The sequence below is a fragment of the Lawsonella clevelandensis genome, assembly GCF_001293125.1.
Lineage (GTDB): Bacteria > Actinomycetota > Actinomycetes > Mycobacteriales > Mycobacteriaceae > Lawsonella > Lawsonella clevelandensis.
This window is the reverse complement of sequence record NZ_CP009312.1, coordinates 917,173-938,603: the sequence shown is the minus strand read 5'-3', so window position 1 is coordinate 938,603 and position 21,431 is coordinate 917,173. Positions and strand designations below refer to the sequence as shown.

The 21,431-nt window shown below is 60.4% G+C and carries 18 protein-coding genes; 10 read left to right on the top strand and 8 right to left on the bottom strand.

Annotated elements, in window-relative coordinates:
• Positions 1–30 precede the first annotated feature (30 nt).
• Positions 31–510, top strand: a complete 480-nt coding sequence (locus IY73_RS04110) for a hypothetical protein (RefSeq protein WP_053978894.1) — start codon at positions 31–33, stop codon at positions 508–510.
• Between the two features lie 6 nt (positions 511–516).
• Entirely contained in the window at positions 517–1,806 is a 1,290-nt protein-coding gene (locus tag IY73_RS04105) for a hypothetical protein (RefSeq protein ID WP_053978893.1), read from the top strand.
• A 196-nt stretch (positions 1,807–2,002) separates the two neighbouring features.
• On the opposite strand, the gene IY73_RS04100 is transcribed toward IY73_RS04105, so the two are convergent.
• The gene (locus tag IY73_RS04100; protein ID WP_390175768.1) at positions 2,003–2,479 is read right to left on the bottom strand and encodes a DUF6973 domain-containing protein; all 477 of its coding nucleotides are present in this window, start codon (positions 2,477–2,479) and stop codon (positions 2,003–2,005) included.
• Between the two features lie 336 nt (positions 2,480–2,815).
• Between IY73_RS04100 and IY73_RS04095 the strand changes: the two genes are divergently transcribed.
• Positions 2,816–4,789: a CocE/NonD family hydrolase gene (locus IY73_RS04095; protein ID WP_053978891.1), complete on the top strand. Its 1,974-nt coding sequence runs from the start codon at positions 2,816–2,818 to the stop codon at positions 4,787–4,789.
• Positions 4,790–4,866: 77 nt separating this feature from the next.
• Here IY73_RS04095 and IY73_RS04090 read toward each other — a convergent pair whose 3' ends face one another.
• Complete coding sequence (locus tag IY73_RS04090) at positions 4,867–6,174, bottom strand: DUF4921 family protein (protein WP_053961980.1); 1,308 nt, start codon at positions 6,172–6,174, stop codon at positions 4,867–4,869.
• 177 nt (positions 6,175–6,351) lie between these two features.
• Between IY73_RS04090 and IY73_RS04085 the strand changes: the two genes are divergently transcribed.
• Entirely contained in the window at positions 6,352–6,585 is a 234-nt protein-coding gene (locus tag IY73_RS04085; protein ID WP_257720247.1) for an RNA-binding S4 domain-containing protein, read from the top strand.
• Positions 6,586–6,937: 352 nt separating this feature from the next.
• Positions 6,938–8,497 (top strand): succinic semialdehyde dehydrogenase, encoded by a 1,560-nt coding sequence (locus IY73_RS04080; protein WP_053978890.1) that lies wholly within the window; start codon positions 6,938–6,940, stop codon positions 8,495–8,497.
• A 252-nt stretch (positions 8,498–8,749) separates the two neighbouring features.
• On the opposite strand, the gene IY73_RS04075 is transcribed toward IY73_RS04080, so the two are convergent.
• On the bottom strand, positions 8,750–9,067 hold the full coding sequence (locus tag IY73_RS04075; protein WP_053978889.1) for a DUF6474 family protein: 318 nt from the start codon (positions 9,065–9,067) through the stop codon (positions 8,750–8,752).
• Between the two features lie 268 nt (positions 9,068–9,335).
• Between IY73_RS04075 and IY73_RS04070 the strand changes: the two genes are divergently transcribed.
• Positions 9,336–11,132 (top strand): TM0106 family RecB-like putative nuclease, encoded by a 1,797-nt coding sequence (locus IY73_RS04070; RefSeq protein WP_053961977.1) that lies wholly within the window; start codon positions 9,336–9,338, stop codon positions 11,130–11,132.
• Positions 11,133–11,238: 106 nt separating this feature from the next.
• Here IY73_RS04070 and IY73_RS04065 read toward each other — a convergent pair whose 3' ends face one another.
• From IY73_RS04065 to IY73_RS08760, 3 genes are all read right to left on the bottom strand, one after another.
• The gene (locus IY73_RS04065) at positions 11,239–11,859 is read right to left on the bottom strand and encodes a superoxide dismutase (RefSeq protein ID WP_053978888.1); all 621 of its coding nucleotides are present in this window, start codon (positions 11,857–11,859) and stop codon (positions 11,239–11,241) included.
• 378 nt (positions 11,860–12,237) lie between these two features.
• Positions 12,238–12,585, bottom strand: a complete 348-nt coding sequence (locus IY73_RS08765) for a metal-sensitive transcriptional regulator (RefSeq protein ID WP_063665752.1) — start codon at positions 12,583–12,585, stop codon at positions 12,238–12,240.
• A gap of 134 nt (positions 12,586–12,719) precedes the next feature.
• Positions 12,720–13,712, bottom strand: coding sequence for an esterase/lipase family protein (locus tag IY73_RS08760; protein WP_053978887.1), 993 nt, complete (start codon positions 13,710–13,712; stop codon positions 12,720–12,722).
• 260 nt (positions 13,713–13,972) lie between these two features.
• Here IY73_RS08760 and IY73_RS04050 point away from each other — a divergent pair, with 260 nt between their 5' ends.
• On the top strand, positions 13,973–15,814 hold the full coding sequence (locus IY73_RS04050; RefSeq protein WP_053978886.1) for a pyruvate kinase: 1,842 nt from the start codon (positions 13,973–13,975) through the stop codon (positions 15,812–15,814).
• Here the strand turns inward: IY73_RS04050 and IY73_RS04045 are convergent.
• Positions 15,811–16,914 carry an alpha/beta hydrolase family protein gene (locus IY73_RS04045; RefSeq protein ID WP_053978885.1) on the bottom strand — a complete coding sequence of 368 codons (1,104 nt, stop codon included), beginning with the start codon at positions 16,912–16,914 and terminating at the stop codon, positions 15,811–15,813. The genes IY73_RS04050 and IY73_RS04045 overlap by 4 nt on opposite strands.
• A gap of 170 nt (positions 16,915–17,084) precedes the next feature.
• On the opposite strand from IY73_RS04045, the gene IY73_RS08255 reads away from it, so the two are divergent.
• Complete coding sequence (locus tag IY73_RS08255; protein WP_053978884.1) at positions 17,085–17,990, top strand: DUF5926 family protein; 906 nt, start codon at positions 17,085–17,087, stop codon at positions 17,988–17,990.
• 120 nt (positions 17,991–18,110) lie between these two features.
• Here IY73_RS08255 and IY73_RS08575 read toward each other — a convergent pair whose 3' ends face one another.
• Entirely contained in the window at positions 18,111–19,502 is a 1,392-nt protein-coding gene (locus IY73_RS08575; RefSeq protein ID WP_053978883.1) for an LCP family protein, read from the bottom strand.
• Between the two features lie 34 nt (positions 19,503–19,536).
• On the opposite strand from IY73_RS08575, the gene IY73_RS04030 reads away from it, so the two are divergent.
• Together IY73_RS04030 and pheA are read left to right on the top strand one after the other, a co-directional pair.
• Complete coding sequence (locus IY73_RS04030; protein WP_053978882.1) at positions 19,537–20,445, top strand: hypothetical protein; 909 nt, start codon at positions 19,537–19,539, stop codon at positions 20,443–20,445.
• Positions 20,446–20,474: 29 nt separating this feature from the next.
• A complete protein-coding gene (gene pheA, locus IY73_RS04025; RefSeq protein ID WP_053961969.1) occupies positions 20,475–21,398 on the top strand; it encodes a prephenate dehydratase in 924 nt (307 codons plus the stop codon).
• Positions 21,399–21,431: the final 33 nt, after the last annotated feature.

Sequence of the window (21,431 nt, the reverse complement as noted above, 5' to 3'; positions counted from 1 at the left end):
TCCCACAAGCCACCACAAGGAGGTGAGACCATGCCCCGCGCCATGCGAACCCACACCGCTGCCATGACACCGTTTACCGTGGACAAGGCACGAGACATGGATCGCCTTATCGACTCGGCGGGGATTATGGACTTAATCGACAAGTGGGTTGCCGAGGACAAGCCCCAACAGTCCGCACCTGGCGGTAGGCCACGCATTATCTCGCTGCGTGCCGGACTTATCCTGTGGCTGTACCTCGCAACGACAGGCAGGCCTCAACACATCACCCAAGCCACGTACACGCTGTGCCACGAAGCCACCGATAAGACACTCGACTTCCTGGGACTTCCCAGCCGTGACAAGGCAAAAGCAGTCTTCGACAGCTACGACCGACAGCAGGCACGTTGGTACGATCGGCTGTGGTTTACGCTGCACACCATCATTGCCACCATTGATCCTTACCCGGAGGTGACCTATCGTCACCGTCTGTCTAAGCAGGACTACGCAGCGCTTGTTTCTGGTCGAGACTAGAAGTTCATGGACGAACGCATGGCCCGTGGTCAAGAATTTGCAGGCCGACTGCTCTGGGCAACATTCCAACGCCTACCCGAGAAATACCGCGACCAATGGAATGGCGGCGTTGCCGTCGACGGAACCACAGTTATTGCTGCCCAGACTGGAACATCCAAGCGCTCTAGCCGGTGTTCTAGCGAACCAGATGCCTACTGGTACATCAAAGAAGGCGACCACCGCTATACCGAGGATAAAAAGCACGATGACTCGCCAGTGTGGGGCTATGAATTTACTCTGGCTGCCGCAGCTATGGAGGAACCAGGAAACTACGGAATCCCCAGCCTTATTGTCGGCGCTGCGATGGACAAGCCCGGCCACAGCCCAGGTCGTCACGCTGTGGATGCAGTTCAGTATCTCACCTCACTACCGGATACTCCACGCGGTTACATGGTCGGCGACCGCGCCTACTTCCCAGGAGCCAAACCGGAGAATATTCACCGCCCTATGCGCGAACGTGGCTACAAGCTGGTTGGCGATTATCGCAAAGACAATTTTGTTCCTAAGCACACTGCCAGCGGGGCCGTTCTTGTCGATGGGCAACTGTATTGCCCGGCTATGGCCGAAAAACTGATTAACGCCTCGAAAATGCTCTCCGACGATGAGATTACTAGAGACGAACACATCAAACTTGTCGAGCAACGCAAGCCCTTTGCCCTGCGTGTCAAAGGTGCAACGGCATCGGGTAAAGCCACGATATTACAGTGTCCGGCCAAGGCGAACAGTCCGTCGGTGGTCTGTCCTTTGGCGGAGAAAATCAAGAACCCGGATAAGGCAGGACACATCAACTTAGGCCTGCCCAAGGTAAAGCGCCCAGCCATCAATACCATGCTGAAAACCATGCCGGATGGTGCTCGCCCTGCGGTGTGCTTCAGCAAGAACTCGGTGACCATCCCAAACACCGAACTCGACAAGTACCGCCAGGACGGCCCGGCCTACGGCACTGCCGAATGGCGCACGGTCTTTGGCAAGTATCGCAACATTATTGAGTCTCGCAATGACTTGTTTAAGCACTCGCGGGGCTCGGGCTTTGGCGATAAGACATCCCGGCTCATGCGAGGTTTTGCGGCACACTTTTTCAACGGAATAGCCGCGGCAGCATCGGTGAATCTCGCGCTCATTAGAAGGTTTGTAGACCGAGTCGAATCAGGCACTCCTTGTGCGCCGAAACCACCAACGCCACCGCAGGACACGCTTTATACAAGCCAAGAGGACTTAGACCAGAACCTGTCACATGCTCCGCCGGTTTCGGCCTAGCCAAAAGAACAACCAAAAATCAAACACGGCGACCTGCTTGAGGATTTTCGACATGTCCCTTGCAGGATTTTGGTATGTCTTAAACCAGCACTAGGCCACGGCTGGGCCACTATCACGGCTTACAGGCAAGGAAAAAGCCCACGGAATGGTACAAAACCAGCCCGTGGGCTTTAAGAAAAAGAGTTTTCCGAACAATTCAGCAAAGATGTCCGAAAGTCTCGCCTCTTTTTGTGCGGTGGGGGCCTTCGAAGAAGACGAGATCATTGCCGTGGGTGTTGTTGTTGGCTGGGGGGATGTTAGTGGGGTGCTGAGCGGCTCTGGGGATGTAGGTGGCACGTCTGGCTTTGGTGACACAGTCGGCGATGATGGCGGGAGTGTCGTCATCATGGCGCAAGCCTACTGCGATGCCGGTTTCGTTATTCCATTCATCCATCCGGCGAGACGCCCTCGCATAAGTAGGGTTTGTGCTGGCTTGGTCACTATCTTCATGGGCCCGGGCCATGTCTCTGGCGAAGGATTCATCACCCCAGGCGGTCATCATTCCCATCCAGATGCAGTGTCTGGCGGCGTCTCTTTTATCATCCGCCCCCGTATAGCCTTTACTGCTAGGGAAGTACTTCTCCGACTCCGACCACGCCAATTTATCCCCCCACGTTGTTGTGCATTTGCACATTGAACGGGATGTAATACGAAGCATGCACGACGTTCTTCTCCCGTCATGTCATTAATGGTTTTTATCTTGGCGGATTCTTTAAGGTTGGGTATTGGGTTCCTTCCTGTCGGTTGTTTCCCAGTTGGGCTGGATCATTCCCAGGGTTAGGATCATGCGCGTCAAGCTGTTGGTGGGTTTCTAGGGTTTCTACCCGCTGGGGGTAGTGGGTGAGCTTTTTCCACCAGCGTTGTAGGGGGTTGTCGTTGTGTGCTGGTGAGGTTTATCCATTGACACGGTGATGCGATGCCCGCACTGTAAACCCCATCCGTCCCCTGCCCCGTCACCTACACTGAACACATGCGTACACCACTGAACTCCACCCGTCTGGCCGCCCCTGTGGCCAGCGCACTCTCCACCACTGTGGCCAGCGCCGCCGCCTTGGCGCTGCTGGTCGGCACGCTTCCCGCTGCTGCACCCGCCCAGGCCGCCCCCGGCATGAGCCCCGCCCCCGCAACGAGCAGCGCCGATACCCCCAGCAAGACTGGCCTCACCTTCGCCCCGGCCAGCCTGCACAACCCGCGCAGCGTTTACTGGAATAAACACGCCAGCTGGACGGAGCACTACTTCACCACTCCCGACGGCACTACCATCCACGCGGATGTGTTGCGCCCCAAGGGTATTCCGGATAGTGTCCGGACACCGGTCATCATGTCGGTAGGCCCCTACTTCAACCACCTGGCAGACCTCGGCATCACCGGCATCGTCTCCCCGCCAGAACGCGGCCTTACCCTCCTCAACCCCACCATCCCCAACCACCCCAACCCGCGCTTCAAGGACTTCATCAATGAGGCCCACGTCATGGAAGCCGGCTACACCTGGATTCAGGTGGACCTGCGCGGCACCGGCGCCTCCACTGGCTGCCTGGACTGGAATGGCCCCGGCGAGCAGCAGGATGTGATGACGGCAGTTGAGTGGGCGGCCTCCCAACCCTGGACCAATGGGCGCGTGGGCCTCTTCGGGAAGTCCTATGACGGGTCCACCGGCCTCATCGCCGCCGCTCACCAGCCCCGCGGCCTGGCGGCAGTAGTGTCGCAGGAGCCCGCCATGGAGGGCTACACGTACATGTACAACAACGAGGTGCCCTACTACAACGCGGTGGGAACCAGCATCGCCTACGACGAGATCGCGGTGAGCCCCGGCCGCGTATTCCACGACACCGAGCGCTACCTGAAGAACAGTGTGTACGAGCTGGCCAACCCGCACTGCCTCTCCGATAACCTCCGCAACAGCATCGACCCCATCCGCAGCCACAAGTACTGGCGGGATCGCGAGTTCACCGCAAAGGCTAACACGTCCTCGGTACCCATCTTCATCTCCGCTGGCCTCATCGAGGACAACACCCAGCCGGATGGACTGGTGGAGCTACTGAAGAACCGCAAAGCCCCCACCCGCGGCTGGTTAGGCATGTGGGACCATGTGCGCGGCAACGAAAAGGACAAGGAGGGCAACCTGAAGGTGGGCCGTTCGGGCTTCTTCACGGAGGTCATGGACTTTTACGCCAAGTACCTGAAGGGTGCCACCACCCGTACCTACCCGAACTTTATTGTGCAGGACAATACTGGCCGGTGGCGCAGCCAGGCGTCTTGGCCCCTGCCGAACCGTACCGTTACCTTCGAGGGTCCGCGCGGCACCGTCAAGTTTGGCTCTGCGGTAGCTGCTCGCACTGGCGGTGGTGGCATGGCTACCTCGCAGGCAGACGCGAAAGCCCGCAATGTCGAGAAGGGAATTTGGGCGTATCTCCCCCGCCAGGACCGGGATCTGCATCTTTCCGGCAACGTGAAGGTGCGGGCGAAAGTGCGCTACGACGGCGAAACCGGCAAGTACGGACAGGTGGCCGGGAAGGCGACGGTGGTGCAGCGCATGCAGGCACTGCTGTGGGAGGGCGCCAGCATGAACGCTAACATTTACGACATCGCCCCCAACGGCAAGACCCTGCTCATTACCCGTGGTGCGGCACTGGTGCGGAAGGGCACGAGCGACCTCACGTTCCAGGCGCTGCCGAATGATTGGGTGCTGCGTAAGGGGCACCGGTTGGCGATTCGCCTGGTCTCCACCAACACGGAGCACTTCTTTACGATGCGGCCGAATAAGCCCATTGAGGTGCTATCGAGCTCTGTCACCATGGATATCGACGATGCCCGCCACCAGGACACCTATGGTGGGAAGCCCTTGTACTGGCAGGTCTATATGAATGAGGCCGGCTGCTACCCGGGTGCCCAGTATGTGTGCACATGGCATGGCCCGAAGACAACGGATGTCCCCACGCCCTAGTTGGGCCAGAGGATGACGGTGCCGTGCCGTGGTGACTAACGCGGCTGGGCTCAAGCCCACCACCCTTTACCGGCTGGCTAGTTGAGTTCTAGCTCGTCGGAGATGAGGCCCTCGCTTGCGAGTTCGTGCAGGCGGGGGCCTACTTTATCGCGCAGTGACCAGGGGTCGATGGTGTTGAGGTAAATGCCGGTGGCGCCTTCGAAGCCGGCGAGGGTGTTGATGCGCCACTTGAGGACGATGTGCCAGGGGATGGTGGCGTCGGTGGGGCTGACGTCGCGGGGGCGGGTGTACCACTCTTCGTTGACGGGGATGGCGGAGCCGGTGGCGGCGTGGCAGGCGTGTAGTACGTCGCTGACGCCGCGCAGTTGGTCTGCGTCCATGTCCCACGGTTGGAGGTCGGGGTGTTTGCTGTAGATTTCCAGGCTGGGGTAGCGGTGGCCGTAGCTGGCGTAGGCAATGGCGTGCTCGTTTTCCATGAGCACCAGGTGCTGGTTGTGGGCGTAGCGGGGGCCGTAGTGGAGGTACAGCTCGGGGTTGTGGGCGAGTCGGAGGAGTTCTCGCTCGGTTTTGGCGGGGAGTTCGTCGATGGCGACGAGTTGTTTGTGGAGGTGGTCGAAGCTGGCGCCGGCGGGGCGGAGCCAGTTGTGGAAGACGGAGACGTATTGTGCGCAGTTGTTTTCGGCGTAGAGCTGTTCTTGGGCGAGCACGCTGAGGGTGAGGAAGTCGGCGTGCTCGGCGGGGGTGAGGTTGCCGGAGGCGCAGAGTTGGTCGCTGCTGGTGGCGCCGTCGATGTAGTGGCGGCGGGCGATGACGACGTCGTGGCAGCCGCCGAAGAAGGGTTCGGAGGCTTCGCGGAGTTGGGCGTCGGTGAAGTCGGGGACGTCGCTGGGGGTGCAGCGGTGGTGGGCTTGCCAGACGGTGTTGACGAGTTGGTGGATGTGGTGGCGGCCTTCGGGGTCGGCGAGGTAGCGCTCTTGGTGGGCGCGGGCGCGGGGGGATATCTGGTAGCCGTAGTTGGTTTTCCAGTAGTCGAGGGAGACAATTTCGAAGAGGTTGCCGATGAGGCGGAAGTCGGCGGGGCGTTGGGTGGCTTCGTGGGGGAGGAGTTCTTTCTGCAGGTGCCCGTCGACGAGCCGCATTTTTTCGGGGGTGGTGCGGATGTAGTTGTCGCTGCAGAAGTCACAGGTGTTGGTGTGGGCGTCGGAGACGAGGTGTTGTGGTGCGGGGAGGGCGTGGGGGAGGGGTCGGTTGGCGCGGCCGGGGACAGTCCACACTTCTGTGCCGGTGAAGGGGTTGACCTGTTTGACGGTGCCGTCGGCAAGCCGTTGGAGCGGTTCGGGGTTGGTGGGGTCGGCCGGGCTGGTGTGTTCTGCGGTGGTAGTCACCTTGTTAATGTATCGCCTGGGCTGGTGGTGTGGGGGGTGGTTGCCGCGGGGTAGGCTGGGTGGTGAAAGGTACTGGTGTGGTGATGGTGCTGTCTGTGTGGGGTGGGGTCGTCACCGCTGCTGGTGGTGTTGGTTGTGCGCTGGCGTGTGGTGCTGGCGGGGAGTTGAGGTGTTGTTGTGGTTGACGTGGTGATTCGGGATGAGATGATTCGTCTGGGCCAGTTTGTGAAGTTGGCGGGGGCGGTGGAGTCTGGTGCGATGGCGAAGGAGGCTATTGCGGAGGGCTTGGTGGAGGTGAATGGGGAGGTCTGTTGCCAGCGGGGTCGCCAGTTGCATGTGGGGGATGTTGTGGCTGTTGACGGGCAGTTTTCTGTATCGGGAAAGAAGGAAGTATTCCGAGTTTCCCACTAATGTATGGCAATTAGTTTCTAGTGTTTTCCCAGGTAAGCTAGTCCAAAATTAGCTGAGTGTGATTTTCCTAGCAATGACCCACATCTGTGTGATGCTCGTTACACAATATAGGGCACAGGAACGAACCAGGCGACTCCCTGGCTAGCACAACGGAACTATTGTGGGCTTCAGGCTTTCCCCGGCGGACGGTCTTCCCCCCGGAAGACTGTCCACCCCAGAGGATTGGCTTCCCCGGAGAACCATCCTCTCAGGAGGATCCTCTCCCGCCCGCAGCAGTTTCCCCGCAGCGCTATTTCTTCGGCTGGTTCCGCTCCGAGAAACCCGTCCAACTACTCGTAAAGGACTGTTACTCATGCCCGGACGCCCACTTTCCTCTGTCTTCCGCGAACTGGAAACCCTCGTTGCCATCCCTGACTATCAAAAGGATCACAACTGCCGCGAGACCGCAGAGATCACCGAGAACTTTACTGGTGACGTTATTGGTCATATGCCGTGTGCTACCGAAGAAGACACACTGGCTGCCGTCGAACGCGCCCGCAAAGCTCAAAAGGCGTGGGCGCAGGTTCCCGTGAAGGAACGCGCCAAGATCTTCCGCCGCTACCACCAGCTCATTTTGGGGGGACGTGAAGAGTCCGCTGACATTATCCAGTGTGAAACCGGCAAAGCTCGTGCCGCTGCATTAGAAGAGATCATGGACGTCTCCATCAATGCTCGCTACTACAGCAACCATGGCCCTGCCATGTTAAAGCCGAAGCGAGTACCTGGGATGCTCCCTGTCGTCACCAAGACTGTTGTCTACCGCAAGCCAAAAGGCGTGGTAGGCGTTGTTGCCCCCTGGAACTACCCCTTCAACCTCGCTATTTCCGATGCTATACCCGCCATGATTGCTGGTAACACCATCGTTTTGAAACCAGATTCACAAACTCCCTATTCAGCGCTTCGCTGCGCTAAGCTCCTTTACCAGGCTGGTGTTCCTCGCGATGTTTTCCAGGTTGTCACTGGTCGCGGCTCCGTCGTTGGTAACGTTCTGGCCAATAATTGCGACTACCTCATGTTTACCGGTTCCACCAAGACCGGCAAGCTGCTGGGCGAGCAGACTGGCCGTCGCCTGGTGAACTACTCCGCCGAGCTCGGCGGCAAGAACGCCATGATCGTCCAGAAGGGTGCCGACCTGAAGAACTGCGCTGAGGTCTCCATGCGCGGCATGTTCTCCAACTCCGGCCAGCTCTGCATCTCCATTGAGCGCGTCTACGTGGAGCGTGACATCTACCAGGACTTCCTCAAAGCCCTCAAGGAGCGTCTGGACAAGCTGGTCATCGCCGCGAACTACGACTACGCCACCGAATACGGCTCCATTATCTCCCAGCAGCAGATGGACACCATTGAAGGCCACATCAAGGATGCGGTAGACAAGGGCGCCACGATCTTCTGGGGCGGCAAGCGCCTGCCCGAGGTGGGCCCGCTCTACATCCAGCCCACCATCCTCATTGATGTACCGGAGGATGCCCTCTGCCGCACCAAGGAAACCTTCGGCCCGCTGGTCTCGGTGTACCCGGTGGACTCCATTGAGGAAGCCATCGAGCGCGCCAACGACACCAACTACGGCCTGAACTCTTCCGTCTGGGGCAAGACCTACCACGACGGTGAGGAGATCGCCCGCCAGCTCAATACCGGCACCGTGTCGGTGAACGAGGGCTACGGCCCCGGCTGGGCTTCCGTACACGCCCCGATGGGTGGCTACAAGGAGTCCGGTGTGGGACGCCGCCACAGCAAGGACGGCATCCTCAAGTACACCGAGAGCACCACAGTTGCCACGCAGCGCCTGGTCTCCATGGGTGGCCCCGGTTTCATCCCCTTCAAGATCTGGAACGGCAAGATCCTCCCGATCGTCGCCCACATCATCAACACCTAAAGTCCCCACCCCTTCCTCGGAGGGGCACCGCGCCAACCTCCGGGGAATCTGGTTGGTTGACGTGTCCACTACGTACAGGAGTGGACACGTCGCCTCATAGACGCCCATGGGTTATCAGCAGCTGCTGGTAAGGGAGTGCCAGTTGTTGGCTGTCATGGGTTTTGATAGTCCGGGATGAACTATCAAACACAAGTGAAGAGCCGCCCGGTTGACCTGTTCCCGGGCGGCTCTTCCACTGTTGTCAGCGGGTTGCTAGTCGCGGCCCTTAAGGTAGGTCGCGGCCAGACCAACAGCGGTGTAGACGATGGGGAGGAGGCTCGGCGCCAGGGTGGTACCCACCTTGGCAGCCTTGTTGGAGTGGCCCTTCAGCTGCTTCAGCAGCGACGTGGACGCTTTGCTGTTCTTCCCCTTCTTGGTGTCCTTCAGCGCCTTCTTGTCGGCCTTCTTTTGCGCCTTGGCGAGTTTCTTTTCTGCCTTCTTCTGGAGCTTGGCCTGCAGCTTGTCGGCCTGCTTAGCAGCCTTGTCGGCCTGCTTAGCGGCCTTTTCTTCGGGGGATTTCTTACCAAACATAGTGTTTTACCTTCCTCTTTCTCTGCACGCAGGATGGAGCCACCTGCGCTTTAGAGATGAGATGCAGTTACTGTGCAGTCTACTTTCAGTGCGGAAAACCTGCAGTTAATCGGGACGCTATCGGTGCCGAATACGCGAATTCTCTCTCATAGCAAAAACTCTCCAGTGCACTATCCACCGGTGCGACCGCATTGTTTAGACTAAAAGCAGCATTATGTGTTCTCTGGGGAGCGCCCTTGTCACAAGGCCGGAGAGGAAAGGACGTGGCATGGACAGCAACCCCATCGCAGCAGACCCCATTGCGGCCGACGATCTCTTCGGCTGCGACCACCGCTTCTTGCTCGACCGTCTCGGCTCCTCCACCCCTATCCTGCCGGAGCCTACGAGACCCATTGGGGTAGAGCATCGTGAGCGGGCTAGCCGAAACCGCATGGAACACATCTATCTGCGCCTTGCGGAGGACTTCGGTGCCGCACTCCTACCCACTGACGAGTCCGCGGCGTGGGAGGCCACGCAGAAGGCTATTGCCCAGCACACCCCCGTGATCTGCGGCGCCTATTTGCCGGATGACCCGCAGACCGGTCGGGCGGGCGTCAGCTGCATCCTTATGCTCGGGGCTGACGGGGAACTGTACACGCCGGTCATCACGGTCAACCACAAAACCTATGATGTGCGTGCGTCGACCGCACCACGCCCACCCCACATTCCGGTGGAAAATCTCTCCCGCCCTTCGCTCATCCCCCACGCATCCGGTTTGGACGGTTGGGACCCCCAGCCACGGCCGGAGTTGCGGCTCCGTCACCATACACGGGACCAGCTGCGGCTCACTCACCTGTGGCTGCTCATGCAGGCGCATGGTATTCCCTCCACGGGGCAGGGTGGGGTTATTGATATGCGCGGCCAGTGTGCCATTGTGCACTGGTTGGAGGAGTCCCTCCCGAACTACACCGCCCAGTTTGAGCTGCGGGAAGAGCTGATGGAGGAGCTGGATGACGAACTGGCGGACGAAGATGTGGAGTCGCTGACGGCACGGGAGACGCTGCGCCAGTTGCCCACTCGTTCCCGACGTCGTTCCGAATGCCACAATTGTGGCTGGTGGGATACGTTGTGCCGGCGGGACCTCACGGTCCGTGATGACGTGAGCCTAGTGGTCTCGGCGGCGCAGGCGGAGGCGTTGGCTGCGGAGAATATTCACACCGTTGCGCAGTTAGCTGCCCCGGATGTGGTGCAGCCGGAGCATTGGCCAGGGGGCTCTTTCGAGACGGCGGTGGCGTTGGCGCGTGCCAGCTTGGGGGGGTTCGCGGTGGTCCGCAAGGAAGACATGGTGGAGGTGCCACGCGCCGATGTGGAGATCGACATTGATATGGAGAGTGTGTTGGATGACGGCGCCTACCTGTGGGGCGCACTGTTGACGTATACCAGCGAGGAGGCGGCGCAGGCGATGGCGGTGGAGGGGGATGCTGCCGTGCCGGGCTACCGGCCGTATGTGACGTGGCGCAAGCTACCGAACCGGAGTACCGCTGAGTGTTTTGTGCGGATGTGGCAGTGGGTGTCGCGGCTGCGGCGGCGGGCGACGGAGGAGGGACTCTCCTGCCTGGTGTACTGCTATGCGCAGGCGGGGGAGCGGCAGTGGATGCTGTCGAATGTGCGGACGTTTGCCGACTACACGGCGATGCCACCGGAGGCGGAGGTGCGGGAACTGCTGGATGGCCCCCACTGGGTAGATGTGTTTCGGCTGGTGGAGCGACAGTTCGTGGGAGTGCACGGGCTGGGGTTGAAGAAGGTGGCACCGGTAGCGGGGTTCCAGTGGCGGGATGAGGAGCCGAGTGGGGAAGCGTCTATTGCCTGGCATGCGCAGGCGGTGCGGCCGGGTGCCCGGCAGGGGAGTGCGGAGGTGAAAGCGATGGCGCAGCAGGCGCGGGCTCGCATTCTGGCCTATAACGAGGATGATGTGCGGGCGACGTTGGCGGTGCGCGAGTGGCTGAGTGCGGGGGAGTGGCGAGAGGATTTGCCGTCAGTGGAGGATCTGTTGGCAAATCCGCCGGAGACACGTCACCCCATCTAGGGAGACCCGGGATGGGCTCGCCCAGATGGGGTGATGCGAAAACCGTTAGGGGGGAAGAGGTTTAGCCGGGATTGCGGGAAAGTCGCGGCGGCACCTCGCGGGCTAGTCAGGCAGCCCAGTGCTTGGCAGTGCCAGCGAAACGCTTCTGCACTTCTTCCCAGTTGATGACGTTCCAGAAGGCCTTCACGTAGTCAGCCTTAACGTTCTTGTACTGGAGGTAGAAGGCGTGCTCCCACATGTCGAGGAGAAGCAGCGGGATGAGGGTGAGAGCGTGGTTGTCCTGGTGGCCGTTGGTGACCTGCAGGATCACCAGGCGTTGGGAGAGCATATCCCAGGCGAGGACGGCCCAGCCGGAACCCTGGATGCTGGTGGCGGAAGCGCCGAATTCCTTCTGGAACTGCTCGAAGGAGCCGAACTCCTCATCTATAGCGGCGGCTAGCTCGCCTTCGGGGCGGGCATCCTGTTGAGGGGCCAGGTTCTTCCAGAAAAGGGAGTGGTTGATGTGTCCACCGAGGTTGAAGGCGAGGTTTTTGGAGATCGTGGCGACCTTGTCCTCCGCGGTGCCGGCCTTGCGGGCTTCGTCAAGAGCCTCGAGGGCGGCGTTGGCGCCGGAAACATAGCCAGCGTGGTGCTTAGCGTGGTGGAGCTCCATGATTTCGCCGGAGATGAACGGCTCCAGGGCGCTGTACTCGTAGTCAAGTTCGGGCAGAACGTACTTCTGTGCCATGGGATAACCTCTCGTGTTATTGATGTGTGCACTTGTGCATCTATGGGTATCAACACAAATGCTGACTCTCCTATTCCAACAGCTTTTGTGAAAAATAGCAGCAGATTAAAAGAAATACCGCTATAACAGGTGGCAAACAGCGTCGAGGTAGAAGGGCGGAGTACGGCGGCTGCTACAGCCCCAGGATGCGATCGAACACGGATTTCTTCACACCAGTGTCGGCCCCGGCTGCATCATCGTCGGCGTGGGTGTCGCCTTCGCGGGCGGCGAGGACGGCGGAGGCGATTTCCTTCAGCTTTCGCCATGCTGAGGCGGTTGATGCTGGAGTCGCTCATAGGGGGTCCTGGAGAGTGAAGGGAGTGGGCACAATGAGAGAGGTTAGGCGAGGGAGAGGAAGAGTTTTTCGAGCTCGGCGACGGTGAGGCAGGGTTGTTGGGAGGCGGTGACGGTGGCGCTGGAACTATCACTGAGGCCACTGTTGGGGCCGTCACTATCTGTACTGGTAGCCGCTGCTGCGGATTCGGCGCTGGCACAGGCTTTCAGACCGCTGGCAATGAGGGCGAAGCCGGCCCGGTCGATGGCTTTAGAGACGGCGGCCAGCTGGGTGACGACATCACGGCAAGCCCGTTCTTCTTCCAGCATGCGGATGATACCGCCCATCTGTCCTTGGGCGCGCTTGAGGCGCTTAATGATGAGGGCTTTATCGACTGGGTCGAGGGAGGCCATCCTGCTCCTTGGGGTGGGGGTCAGTGGGGCTGACGCGAGCTAGCGGCATTTTCTGACATTAAGAATACCCCGCCGGATGTGGGGGCCCAGCGGGGTATTCGGAAGTTTTCAGCAGAAGGTGTGGGGGGACGTCATCACTCGATGAGTGGCACCACCAGTTCGCACTTCACCTGGTAGTTCGCCGGGCGATCTTTCATCAGGTTAACGGATACCTGGTAGGCGTTCGGGTTGTAGGTGAAGGCAATGTGATCTGAGTAGTCATTGGCGCAAATATCTTGCATAACAACGTGCTTCACCTTCGGATTCGTGATGATTCCGGAGGTGTAAGGGGTAATGATCCCATCATACTTGGTCATCACCACGATGTACTGAGTGTCGCCGAAGTCAATATTGTTGGCGTCCAGCTGCTCGACGAAAGCATTGCCGTTGAACTGCATGGTCCAACCCTGCATGTTCTTCTTTTTGAGGAGTGGGTCCACCTTTTCCCCCAGACCAGTCTGGTAGTAACCCCCTCCGCTAGTGCCGTGGTTACCGGGACACAGGCCAATGAGCTTGTTCATGTACTTATTGCCGTCGAACCACTTGATGTAGGCCAGCGGCAGCATGCCAGCACCCTGCGAGTGGCCAATGACGTCCACCTTCTTGGCGCCGGTAGCCTTCAGAACCATCTGTACATACGTGGCGAAGGCCTCCGCGGAACCGATGATGTCCCCGGTGAAGACCTGCGACTCCACACCCTCTGCATTGTTGAGGTTAGGGGTGAAGACGCAATAGCCTAGAGCCTTGAACTTGGGAGCCCATTCACCCCACACTTTGTAGGCGTCCTCGCCGGTGCCGGTGAGGAGGATGAGGGGCAGCTGGCCGGGCTTCGGTGTGCAGGAGAAGTCGTTGGCGCCCTGCGGGTTCGTCCCCGGGTTGAAGATGGAGTAGAAGTTGGCGTGGGGGAAGAAACTGGTGGCGGGGCCGTCACCGTTGCGGGGGATACCGTCCTTGTTGGCGGGGCCCGTCTTGGCGGGGGTGTAGTCCGGGATGGGGGTTTGGGGTGCGGCGACGGCCAGGTTGGTGCCGCAGAGACCCAGGGTGGCAGCCGCAACGATGGCAACCAGAGAAGTAGTGAAACGTCGCATGGCAGTCCCTTCGTGGGATTTTTTCGGGGATTCTGCTGTGCTTAGTCTATTAGACATTTCCCGGCTACCTACGGGAATACGGGTTAACTTTTCCGTTGGTTGAACATTTAGAGAACGGCGTCACATTCGGCAACACGGCCGCATTGCCCCCACTAGATTAGGGCGTGAGGCTCGTGCACTGTTCACGCGCTGCCGTAAGCGTGGGGTGGCAGTGTGCACCTCGAAATTTAGGGACACTCGTCATCAGGAAGATCCTGCCCATGTCAGCTTGTTTGAACGATATTCGCTCCGCCCTCGACGCCCTTGTCACCGAAATTGACGAGGCTGTTGCGCAACGCCAGGACGATATCACCGCTGTCCACGACAGTTACCGCAGCGGAGCCGAAAACCTAGTGGCCTACCTGGCACTCCGCTCCACCGACCGACGCGACCTCCAACGTGAGCTCACCGCCCTGGGCGCCCCCTCCCTACAGTTCCCTGAACTGGATGTGCGCGCCAAGATCACGGCCGCCCGTAGCCTCGTCTCCGCCCTTATTGGTGACGAGTCCCAGGACGCCATCTTGGAGCGGATGGCAGCAGTGGAAGAAGCACTGAACGCGGCAGAAAAGCGGTTGTCCGTCAACTCCGACGACATGATGGGGGTACCCTGTGGGCCCCGGTCCACCCGCATCATGGTGTCCGTCCCCCGTAAGGCCGCCGACGATCCTGAGGTGATGGAGAACCTGCTGGGGGCGGGCGCTGAAATAGCCCGCATTAACCTCGTGTACGACAACGCGCAAATGTGGGAGCAGATGGCGGTCAATATCCGCGAGACCGCCCTGCATCTGCACCGCACCATCCCTATTGCAGTGGATCTACCGGGCCCCAAGATTCTGACCGGACCGGTGGCGGATGGTCCCCGCGTAGGCTCCTCCACAGTAGTGCGCTATGACGACGGCGAAATGCGCTATCCGTCCCGCCTCTGGGTGGTGCCCGAATACCTGGAGGGGAACCTGCCGGAGCCGCCGGAGCTGGAGGGTACGCGCCCACTACGCATGATGGTGGAAAACGACTGGTTCGATCACCTTGAACTGGGTATGAAAGTTCGCACCGCCGACAACCGCGGAGTGCAGCGTACCTTCCTGGTGATGATGAAGCATTATGACGGTGCCCTGCTACAGGGTGACCGCTCCACCTGGATCCGTAACCACGCCATGCTGGAGGCCAATTTCGAGCGTACCCGCGTGCGCGGTATTCCCCCGCTGCGCCGTGGCGTGCACCTAGAACGGGGCGACGAGCTGTTACTGACCGCCGATCTCACCCCGGTCGATCCGCCACGCAAGGGGGAAGTAGCCCAAATTGGGTGCACCGAACCCAGCATCTTCGAGGCACTCAAAGTGGGGGACCCGGTGCTGTTCAATGACGGCGCGCTCTACTCGACGGTGCAGGAGCTGGGGCAGGGGGAGGCGCTGCTGCGCATCACCCAGGCGAAGGATGGCGGCCAAACCATCTACGAGAACTGCGGTATTAACCTTCCTGACACGCAATTGAACTTGCCGGCGGTGACGGAAGAGGATGAACAGGTGCTGCTGGCCACGGCCGACTTTGCCTCTATTGTGGAGGTCAGTTTTGTGCGCACCGTGCAGGATGTGCAGGATGCGCTGGCGATGGTGTGCCGGGTGGAGGAGCATTCAGGCCGCGCGCTGGGCATCGTGCTGAAGCTGGAAACTCTAGAGGCTATGCAGAATCTTCCGGAGATTCTGCTGGAGCTTATGAAGCATGAGCGGGTGGGAGTGATGGTTGCCCGCGGAGATATGGCTGCGGAGTTGGGCATTATGCAGATGGTGGAGGCACCCCGCTATGTGGTGAACCTTTGTGAGGCCGCGCAAATCCCCGTCATTATTGGTTCCGACATTCTGGATACGTTGACGAACTGGGGCCAGCCGACCCGCGCCGAAGTAACAGACGCCGCGTGGGCACAGCGGGCAGAGTGCGTCATGCTGGACCAGGGTAAGCACATGGTGGAGACGGTGCAGGCACTGAGTGGCCTACTCTCCACCATGGATGAGGTGCAGCGGAAGAACCAGTCCCTGCTCTCCCCGCTACGCGACTGGAAGAGCTAGTCGAATAGGCGCCGCGACTTCTTCGGGGTGCTCTTTGCCCCCATGAAGTGGGCGAGGGCTTTCGTCACCGCCTGGTATGCTTCTGGGTTGCGCCACGGCAGCAGCACATCATTGTGCTTCGCCCCCTGCAACGTCAGGTAGGTGACGGCATTCCCATAGCGGCTGGCGGCCGCCCCGTAGCGCGTCACCTGCCCCTGCGGGATGACGTAGTCGCGCGTCCCCTGCACCAGCAGCATCTTCTTATTGGCCGGTATATGGCGAATGGGGTTCGCGGCCGCATAATTGCCGGGAACCTCCGCCGGAGTGCCTCCCAGGAACATCCGAATGTTGGAGAACTTGGAACGCTTCGCCGAATCCACCACATCCAGCACGCCATTCAGGGACACAAAACCTCGAATAGGGATACGGGGGCCCTCCGGGGCGACGGTAGCACGGCCGGCAGAATTACCAGTCCCCACCAGCTCGTGCTGGACGGTGTCCTTGTTGCCTCCCTTGAGAGAAATATCACCGCGCAGATCGGCCAACTGTAGCGACTCTGTGGTGAGGCGCAGCAGCGGGGTGTTCATGAGGAGACCCATCGCATCAATCTTGCGGGGGGATTGGCCCATTGCCAGCGCACCCAACTGTGCACCAGCCGAATGACCCACAATATAGACCCGATCAAGGTCCAGCTTGGGGGCGACAGAAAGCTTTAACGCAATCAGATGGTCGATAGCATCGCACACATCCGCGTAGGTGGTGGGCCAGCCGCCGCCCGACCCTAACGCCCGATACTCAATATTCCAACAGGCAACACCGTACTGGCAGAGGAACTCAGAAAGGAACCGCATTGAAGCGGGGCCACCCTCCGACTCCCAGGCGCCGCCATGGATAAGAATAGCCACCGGCACCGCAGAGCTGGTCGAGCTGGGAGTCTCTAACCAACCATAGCGGTGGGCATTCGAGGCAGGATTAATAGAGTAGTGGTACTTGCGACGGCTCGACGGCATAGCGTGAGCGGTGGGAGTATCGTCAAAAACACTGGGGGCTAATGCCATTGCTGCTACGGCAACGCCGCCCAAAAGAACATGTCGGCGAGTAACCTTAGGCTGCTCACTCACAGGTAGTGCTCCCTTTCTCACACAGGCAGGTCAAATCTCCTACAGGAATCCTACCCATTCTTCTTATGGGGAGGAAGTAGCAAATCGTTACACCATCCCACCCCGAACCACCGCCCAAATGCCACCCCACACCATGACAACTGCCGTCACCACCCAGTAAGTTAAGGAACATGGCTAAGAAGAACAAGAACACCGCCGATCTGCCCGCTGGAATGAGTCGCCGCCAGGCCAAACTCGCCGCCCGCGCCGCCGCCCGCGCCGCCCTCGCCGTCGATCCGCGCCCCTTCCACACCACCGGAGTTGAGTGCGACCTCATCGCCATGCGGGAGTTCGTCGCTTCAGCCGCCTTCGACATCACCATCGACGGTGAAACTGTCCGCATCTGCACCATCCTCCCCGGCGCCGTCGCCGCTCACCGCCTCGAAGAACAATTCGGCGGGCTCCGCATGGTAGGTGTCCAATCTGCCCAACCCTCCAACTACCCCGCCAGCGACATCGCCGCCGCCATCCAATGGGTCCTTCAGGCGCAACCCGGCGACGTCCTCCGCACCGCCGGCGGCACCGACACCACCCCTTCCCTTGGCACCTACCTGCCTGCCGATCTCCACCCCCAGATCGACGTCTACGACGACTTCAACTGGTGGGTACCCGACACCAGCACCCTCGACCCACAAACTGCACAGAGCATCCGCGCCGCCAACGACACCATGATGATCTCCCGCCGCCTCGACACCGCCACCGGTGCCGCCTGGTGGGTCGATACCCGCGAAAAAGGCCACGTGCGCTGGGTTCGCCCCGAAAACGAAGACGACATGTTCACCGCCCTTGCCCGTCTCCACGCCGCCCACCAACTCACTCTTGGTGAAGGATCCCGCTACGCCGGTATGTTCCGCGCCTATGGTCTCCTCGTCCCCGTCTTCGATGTCGACCGCACCCAACCTGCTGACCACTGGCAGGCCGCCCTCGATACCCTTGGTGACACCATGGAGAAAGCGCTCGCCGCCACCGACCCTCTCACCGCCGCAGAACGCAACTCTCGCAACCTCCTCAACTCTCGCCAAGTCACCATCCGCTAGGTGTAATCCCCCTTCCACATGCATCTCACTCCTTAACACGCACCGCCCCGCAGACCACACGGTCCAGCGGGGCGGTGCGTGCTCGTTGCTCAGTAAGCGGTGCCTACTTCAGCTGCTTCGCTAATTGCTCAAGAGAAAGTCGGGAATATCGGTGCCCTGGGCGATGTGTCCCCAGAATTGGGTGGTGTCGTCGTTCCATAGCACCACGGCGCCTGCCTCGTTCGTCACCATGTCACCGATGGGGATGGTGGTCATGATGTGGTCGCGGAACAGGTTGAAGAGTAGCCATGCCAGGTTGATGACGTAGGTCTTTTTGTCGATAGTGAGGGAGCTACCGGCCGCCTTCATCAGGGGGTAGAAGTCGAAGGGGTTGAGTATGGTGGCAGGGCCGGCGGCCTTCTTGACGAAGCTCTCCAGGAATTCCCGTTGGTGGGTGACGCGGTCCAGGTCGCCGCGCGGGGTTTGGCGGGAACGGACGTAGCCCAGGGCCACCTTGCCATCGGCTACCTGGCAGCCGGCTTTAATGTAGAGGCCGGCGTAGGGGTCGTTGATGGGGTACTTGGGGCAGATTTTCACACCTTCAATGGCGTCGGTCATGTCGGCAAAGCCGCCGAGGCCGATCTCCATGTAGTGGTTTATGTGTACGCCAGCAGCCTGCTCGATGGTTTTCACCAGCAGTTGCGGCCCGCCGAGGGCGAAGGAGGAGTTGATCTTACCCATGCCGTAGCCGGGGATGTTGACGTAGGAGTCGCGCGGGATAGACACCAGTATGCGCTGCCCACCACCGTAGGGGATGTGCATGAGCATGATGGTGTCGGTGCGTTGCGAGCCCAGGTCGCCGCCAGTGTCGAGCTTCTTCTGTTTGCTGGTGGACAGGCCGGCACGGGAGTCGGAGCCGACGAGTAGCCAGTTGATGCCGCTGGTGCGGCCGATCATGTGTTCGCTGAGTGCGTCGATGCGGGTGACGTTAGTGCTGAACGTGATGGCTCCGGCGGTTCCGCTGCCGAGGGCGAGGATGATGAGGGCGATGAGGATCCACTTGACGGTCTTGCCGATTTTTCGGAGAGTGGTGAGGATGCCGGGCCGCCCTGCTTCGGCATTGTCGTCAGTGTCGTAGGGGGGGACGGGTCCGTAGGGTGGGTAGCCGCCAGCGACGTAGGGGCTGCCGGGTGGGTAGGGGTCGCCGGTAGGGGTGCTGGGGGTGACGTTGAAGTTGCTGCGGTAGGCGGCGCCGATGGAGTCGTCCGCGGTGGAGGGTCGCCAGTCGGCGTCTGGGCGCGGGCCTTGGTAGGGCTGGGCGTCGGCAGCTTTGGTGGGGTTAATGCGCCGGGCGCGGCGTTGGGCAGGGCCGCTGGGGCGACTGTTTTTGGGCTTCGGGGCGTGGTTCACCCACCGTCCAGCAGCGGCGTCCCAGTATTCGGGTTGCTGCGGCGCTGCGTACGTGTTCTCCGAGGCGTTTTTCTTACCCCGGCGAGATCGGCGGGAAGACCGACCCTTGGGAGTGGCATCCATGCCTTATAGATTAGCGAAAGGTAGAGTTTTTCACGTGCCCACGCATAACGATCATCCAGGTAATGCTGTCAAAGTGAGTGTTCGTACCGTTCTCTTGTCCCTTGTGGGAGTGGTGCTTTTCGGTCTCGGTGTGGCGATGCTCGCTGTTCCGAAGTTGTTGCCGTTCGGGGGCCATTCTGCGGATGGCACCACGATTCGTAACGTGTTGTACGGTATTTTCCTTGTTGTTGCAGGGCTTTTGCTGTTTGTGTATGGAGTGTTGTCGCATCGTCGGAAGGTGCGGGCGGTGCAGGAGGCTGTTGCTGTGGGGGGTGACGGCGGTGCTGCGGTGCAGGGGGTTGTGGAGTCAGAGGTGACCTCAGATGACGACAAAGATGTGACCATCGTCACAGGCCCTGCGGAGCGTACAGTGGCGCAAGCGGTGGCCGATGCCGCCGAAATAGGCGGAGTTGTGGTGGACGGCACCCGCATCATTCAGGTTGCCCGTACCACCCTTGACAAGAACCTCCGCAGCTCCTTCGACGAAGGATGCACCTGGCTCGACGTAGACGAGATGTCAGAGTCCACCCTGCCTATCGCCCTCCTCATCCCCACCCGTGGGGAACTCTTCGGCTACCTGTCGGGCCACTTCCCCGCCCAAACAGTGATGATGAGCGACCACCTGGCGAAGGGCTCGGGCCTACCCTACTTCATTAACGGGGGTGTCCATCTGCACTGTGCAATGGTGAAAAACCGCAAGGATCTGAGCCGCATGCTCTCCACCTACAACCCGAAGTATCCGCTAGCATGCGCACTGGTATCGGGGGCAATGAACCTGGATTCCCGGGCAAGTGAAGCCGCACAAATGCGAACCATCCGTGAGTCCGTCATTGGCCTGGTGTGCTGGCATGCGGAACGTGGCGAATTTATTCTGGTGTGCGGAGAAGCCTCTATCGACGCCTAGCGGGCAGAACTGTTGGGTAAGCTGGGAACGTGACCAGCATTTCATTCCTCGGCCCTGTCGGCACGTTCAGCGAGGCAGCGCTGCGACAAATTATTGCCGATAAGCCACTACCCGTCCTGCAGGAGGTCGAGCAGGCAATCCCGGCAGCTACTCCGCAGGAAGCACTACAGATGGTGCGGGATGGTGCCGCCGACTTTGCCCTGGTACCCACCGAAAACTTTGTTGATGGGCCCGTCACCACCACTCTGGATAGTCTAGCCCGTGGAGACCGCCTCCAGATTTTTGCAGAAACCGAAGTGCCCGTGGTGTTTTCCCTTCTGGTAAGGGAGGGTACGGAGCTTCACGACATTCACACCGTCGGATCCCACCCGGTGGCCCTCGCACAAGTACGCCAGTGGTCGGAACACTACCTACCAGGTGTGGGCACTGTCATCACCAACTCCACGGCCGCCGCCGCCGAAGATGTCGTACGGGGACGCCTTGACGCCGCCGTCGCCCCCGCCCGTGCCGGGGAAATCCTGGGTCTGGTCAGTCTGGCTGCCGGCATCGCCGATGTGCAGGGCGCCTACACCCGGTTCATTCTGGTGGGGAAGCCGGCCGCCCCCACCCCGCGTACCGGCGCAGACCGCACTTCCGTGGTGTTCCGCCTTCCCAACAAGCCAGGCACACTGGTCAATGCCATGAACGAGTTTGGTTTACGCGGTGTGGATCTGTCCCGCATCGAGTCCCGCCCTACCCGCGAAAAGTTTGGCACCTATAACTTCTACATTGATTGCGTCGGCCACATCGATGATGCTGCCGTGGCGGAAACCCTGCAGGCCCTCTACCGGCGCGCCGAATGGGTCCGCTACCTGGGTTCCTGGCCCGCCTACCGGGATGGTGGCTCGATGCCCCCAGACTTCCAGCCCTCTCTGGAGTGGGTAGAGCAGTTGCGCCGCGGCGACAACGCCTAACTGTCATTCGCCCCCACAACCGCCCCGAAGCAA